The organism is Streptomyces sp. NPDC059900 (assembly GCF_050270335.1).
Classification (GTDB): domain Bacteria; phylum Actinomycetota; class Actinomycetes; order Streptomycetales; family Streptomycetaceae; genus Streptomyces.
In genome coordinates this window covers 1-5,061 of record NZ_JBNNJZ010000569.1, presented here as the reverse complement: position 1 = coordinate 5,061, position 5,061 = coordinate 1, and the positions used below count along the sequence as shown (strand labels likewise).

General features: G+C 75.9%; 2 protein-coding genes and 2 pseudogenes. All 4 read right to left on the bottom strand.

Annotated features, from left to right (window positions below):
* A pseudogene (locus ACQKIP_RS39295) lies at positions 1–1,182 on the bottom strand (type VI secretion protein); the annotation flags it as partial.
* Positions 1,183–1,210: 28 nt separating this feature from the next.
* Positions 1,211–3,172 (bottom strand): VirB4 family type IV secretion system protein, encoded by a 1,962-nt coding sequence (locus tag ACQKIP_RS39290; RefSeq protein ID WP_365863663.1) that lies wholly within the window; start codon positions 3,170–3,172, stop codon positions 1,211–1,213.
* A complete protein-coding gene (locus ACQKIP_RS39285) occupies positions 3,169–4,260 on the bottom strand; it encodes a PrgI family protein (protein WP_365863661.1) in 1,092 nt (363 codons plus the stop codon). The genes ACQKIP_RS39290 and ACQKIP_RS39285 overlap by 4 nt, the downstream gene beginning before the upstream one ends.
* Positions 4,261–4,272: 12 nt before the next feature.
* A pseudogene (locus ACQKIP_RS39280) lies at positions 4,273–5,061 on the bottom strand (hypothetical protein); the annotation flags it as partial.

Sequence of the window (5,061 nt, the reverse complement as noted above, 5' to 3'; positions counted from 1 at the left end):
CTGCAGGCCGGGCACGGCGTGATCCCAGGGAAGATGCGCCACGGCCGCCAGTTCCGCCACCGACAGCAGATCCCCCCGCTCCAGGCGCCGTTGGGCGAAGTGGGCCAGCAGGTGCCGGGGCCGGGTGCGGCGGTAGTAGTTGTGCTCGGTGTAGGAGGCGAAGGCGCCGGCGATGGCGTGGGCGCGCCCGCGCAGTATCTCGCGGGCCGCTCCGCTGTTTTTTCGGCCCGCGCTGGTGGCCGCGGGCAGGCTCACGGCGTAGCGGATGCGTGTTTCGTACTGCGGCCCGCGCTGCTTGGCCACCATCGCCCGATCCGCGGCGGAGGTCTCCAAGGTGGCGTGGCGGCTCAGGGCTGCGGGCGTACGGGTGCGGCCGGGGTGGTTGCCGCGGCCCGGGGTGAGCAGGTCCAGCAGCCGTCCGGCCCGCGGCGCCGGCGGGGGTGCGGGGCGGCCGTGCCGGGCCTGGCGCCGGGCGCGCTGCACGCGGCGTCCGGTCACCGGCCTGGCCAGCACCTGCACCACCGCCCGCTCGCCGGCGTCCAGTCCCGCCGGGGCGCCCAGCAGCGCCCGCAGCGGATCGAGGGGGAAATCGGTGCGCAGCGGCAGCGCCTCGCCGCGGGCCAGGCGCAGTTCCCCGGTGGCCGCCCAGACCCCCGCGGTGGGGTGGGGTGTGCAGGGGCGGCTGTCTGTGCGGGCGCCGGGCCAGGCCGACTCGATGGCCCGCTCCACCAGGCCCGGCGGGAGGGTGCCCGGCACCCACAGCTGGATGCGGAGGCTGTCGCGGTCAAGGACGTACTCCCAGGCCAGATGCGGCTGCCCGGTCAGCAGGCGGCGCCAGGCCGGCCGCAGCAGGCCGACCAGGTTGGCCCACAGGGCCGCGGCGCCCGCGGGATCCACCCGCGGCGGCGGCAGCACCTGGATGAGGCGCGCGTCCGCCAGCAGCATCCGGTGGCAATGCCGGCGCCACCCCCGGCGGGCGCCGGCCAGCAGGCCGGCCCCGCACACGGCGGCGCACAGCGCGGGCAGCCCCCACCGGCTCACAAGCCCTGCCAGCTCACCCCACGCCGTCCCGGCAGCGCCGTAGGGATCACGCAGGAACCGCTCCACGGGGGAGGGCTGCGCCGACGGGAAGGCACCAAGAACGGGGCCGGGGCCGGGGCCGGGTCGGGGCGAAAAGAACATCACCGGGCCGCCTTTCGCAGGTGAGGGGTTATGCGGGATCCAGGCAGACCTGGCCGTAGGCATCGACCTCGAGGTCGGCCGGCGCGGCGTCCTCGCCGGCCGGGCCGGCCAGGTCGGGGCCCAGCGCCGTGTGGGGCCCGGCGGCGTGGTCTGCGGCGTAGGCGGCGAGCTCGGCCGGGTCGCTGGTCACCAGGTGGTGCTCGGTGGGCGAGGCCACGCCGTGGAAGGCCACCCGCTGGCTGCCGGCGGCCAGCAGCCCCTGCCCGCGCTCGGCGGTGAGCAGGAACTGCCGTTCGCCGGCCGAGAGATGGAAGCTGCGGGTGATCTCGTCGATGGCCTGGGGTGCCTGGCGCAGCAGGATCTGGGTGGCGGCATTGGCCACCACCGCCCGGCCCAGGTCCGTGCCGAGCACATCGGCGGTGTCCTGGGTGGCCACCGTCAGACCGGCCCAGTGCTTGCGGCTGGCCTTGGCCATCCGGAAGAGGAAGTCGGCGCCCGCCGGCTCGCGCATCAGCAGCCAGGCCTCGTCCACGACGACCAGCCGCGGCGTGCGCAGCGCCGGATCGCACACATGGCGCCAGATGGCATCCAGCGTCAGCAGGGTGCCGATGGCCTTGAGCTCCTCGGGCAGGTCGCGCAGCGAGAAGACGACCAGATGCCCCTCGGGGCGGCGGGTGGTCGCCCGGGCGAACAGCTGGGAGAAGGCGCCGGCGGTGTAGGGGTGCAGCCGGGCCGCCAGCTCCGCCGCGGCCGCCTGGTCCGATTGGTGCAGCTCGTCGGCCAGGTCCCGCAGCAGCGGCGGCGGGCGGGTCCAGCTGCGCGGATCGGCCGTGATCCCCGCCCGCTGGTAGGTGCCCACCAGGGCCGTGTCCAGGACCGCCCGCTGTGTGGCTTGCAGGGGTGCTCCCAGCAGGACGCCGATGACGGTGTGCAGGAACAGGCAACGGCGCACCAGCGCATCTTTGGGGGCGCTGCGCCGCCCGTCGGGGCGGGTATGCAGCGGCAGGTCGAAGGGGTTGAGCTGCACCCGTTGGGCGCCCAGCGGCACATGGGTGCCCCCGACCGCGCCGGCCAGGCGCGCGTACTCGTCCTCGGGATCGATGACGTGCACCTCGATGCCCCGGTACAGCGAGCGCAGCAACTCCAGCTTGACCAGGTAGGACTTGCCCGCCCCGGAGCGGCCCAGGACGACGGAGTTGTGGTTGTCCAGGGCGAAGCGGTCCCAGTGCACCAGGCCCTGGCTGCCGATGTTGTAGCCGTAGAGGACCCCGCCGGGAGCGGATAGCGACGTCGGATCGGCGCAGGGCAGATCGGGGCTGGTGAAGGGGAAGGCTGCGGCCAGCGCGCCGGTGTCGAAGGTGCGGCGCATCCTGACCGGGTCCAGTCCCATCGGCAGGCAGGTCACCCAGCCCTGCAGGCTGCGATACGTGGTGGGCTTGGCGTCCAGCAGCAGGCTGGCGGCCAGCGAGCGCACGGCGGCCACTTCGTCGGCCAACTCCTCGCGGCCTGCGGCGTGCACGGTCAGATACAGGCCCAGCCGGTAGAGCTTGCCCTCGCCCCGGGCCACGCGCGCGGAGAGGTCGTAGGCGTCCTCGGTCGCCGCCTCCACCTGCGGGTCCAGCAGGCGGCCCTTGTCCTGGCTGTAGCGGCGGCCGGATTCGAGGCGGGCCAGCTGCCGCTTGAGCCGGCCGGCGGCGGTCACCGGGTCGATCGGCTCGATGTGCAAGGCGACGTCCACCCGCCCCGGATGGGTCAGCAGCGGCTGCAGCCAGCCCGGATGCACCTCGCGGGGGTAGCCGGTCACCGCGAAGGAGGCCACCCACTCGGCCCCCACCTCCAGATGGCGGGGCGCGACGCGCAGCGAATCGGGCGCGAACGCGCCGTCCCCGGCCGGGGCAGGTGCGCTCTTGGGGGTGTGTGCGGTGGCGTGCGCGAGGCGCCGGCGGAGGGTCCCGGGCGCGCTGCTGTGCCGGGCGTGACGCGGCTTCATCGCTCCTCCTCCTGCCCCTGCCCGTCCCCCTGGCTGTCCGGTGATTGCCCGGTCGTGATGACGGCGTCGGCTGCGGCCAGCCAGGGGGAGGGGGCAAGGAGACTGTCGGGGTTGCAGGCCGCCGCCATCACGGCGGCGGCCTGCGCGCAATCCAGCGCCGCCACCGTCAGGCCCATCGGCGTGAGCAGTTCGGATGCCTCCTCCAGGCGCCGCATCAGCCGGGTCCCGGCCGCCCGCCGCGTCGCACGATCCTGCCCGGGCACGATCATGTTGTCCTGCTTGCGGCCGCGGGCGGCGAAGGGCGCGATCCCCTCACGCTCCGCGGCGGTGGCCGGGCGGTGGCCCCAGGGCTCGCGCAGCACCAGCAGCACCTGGCGGCGCAGCAGGTTCGCCTCGCGCCCCAGCTGCTGGACGTAGTCGGCGTGCTCGAGCGCCGCCGTCTCCAGCGCGGGATGGGGCAGGGCGGCCGCGTACTCACGCAACTCGCCGATCTGCGCGGATAGATCCAGGCGTTCGGTGCGGATGAGGATCTGCACCGGCGCCGTCAGCGAGTGCAGGTAGCGTCCGAAGGCGGTGACCAGCGACTCCTGCTCGGCCGGGGTGCGCAGGGCGAAGTTGACGGTGCCGCAGATCGCGACGGCCGCCACCCCGTCCGCCCCGAGGTCCACCAGGCCGCTCTCGGCAACGCCGCGGGCGGGCAGCGGCAACGCGGTCGCGGCCAGGGACGGGCCCTCCTCGCCCCGCTGTGCGCCGACGGCGCGCGCGGCCAGCCAGGCGGGCGGCGGGGCGATGCCCTCGGGCGCCTGGAGGTAGTGCCGCGGCGCCAGGCGCTGGCGCACGGCGGCCAGCGCGAGGCGATCCAGCGAGATCCCGTCACGGCTGCCGAGCGCCAGCAGCACGGCGCAGCCCGCCAGGGGCAGGGACAGCGGCACAAAGACCCACACGGGCACGGCGGTCTGCAGGGTTGTCCAGGCGCCGTAGAGCAGCATGCCGGTGACGGCGAGGATCAAAAGCTGGCGGGCGTTGAGGCCGGCCAGCACCGCGTCCTCGCGATCGACGTCGGCGGGTATCCGTACCGGCTGCGTCATCTCATTCCCCTCTCAGGGGCGGTCGGGTCGTGGCGGCGGGGTGAAGAACGGGGGCGGCGGCGCGAACTGCCGCGGCAGCTGCGGCCGCACCGGGACCGGGCGCACCGGCTCGCGGAAGAGCGGCGCGGGGGGCGCTGCCCCCGCAGCGCGCCGCGGCGGGAGGGGCGAAGACGCGACGGGCGGCTGGAAGCGGGCCCGCGCCGGGGCAGGGGACGCGGGGAGAAAGCCCCGGCGCGGAGCAGAAGGGCCGTGCGGGGCGGCAGGCACGGCGGGCGGCCGGAACGGGGCAGGGCCCGGTGCGCGGGCGGGACGGGGGCCGTGCGGGGGAGCCGGGGCGGCGGACGGCGGCTGGCCCGGTGCCTGGAACTGCGGCATCGGCGGCGGGCCGGGAGCGCGTGCGGCGGCGGGCGCGGCGGGGCCGCCGGGCGAACTGGCTGGATGCGGGGCCAGGAACAGGGGCGGGCCGGGCGGCCGGAGCGGACCCGGTGACATGCTCCCTGCCACCCGCCGGGGACCGCCTGCTGCCTGCCGGCGGCGCGTGCCCACCGGGCGCAGACCCGGGGCGCCCGGGGATGCCGGGGGCAGGGCGCTGGGGCGCGTGCCGCCCCGCGCCGCACGGCCGGCGCCGGCTCGCCCGGGGCTGCCGCGCAGCAGCCCCACGGCCCGGTACATCACGGCGGCCCGCACGATCCGGCCGACGAACGAACGGCCGTGGCCCACCCGCACCGAACTCAGGATCCAGAACGGAATCTTGAAGAGGATGTACATCAGCGCCAAAACGACCAGCACGCTGACCAAGCC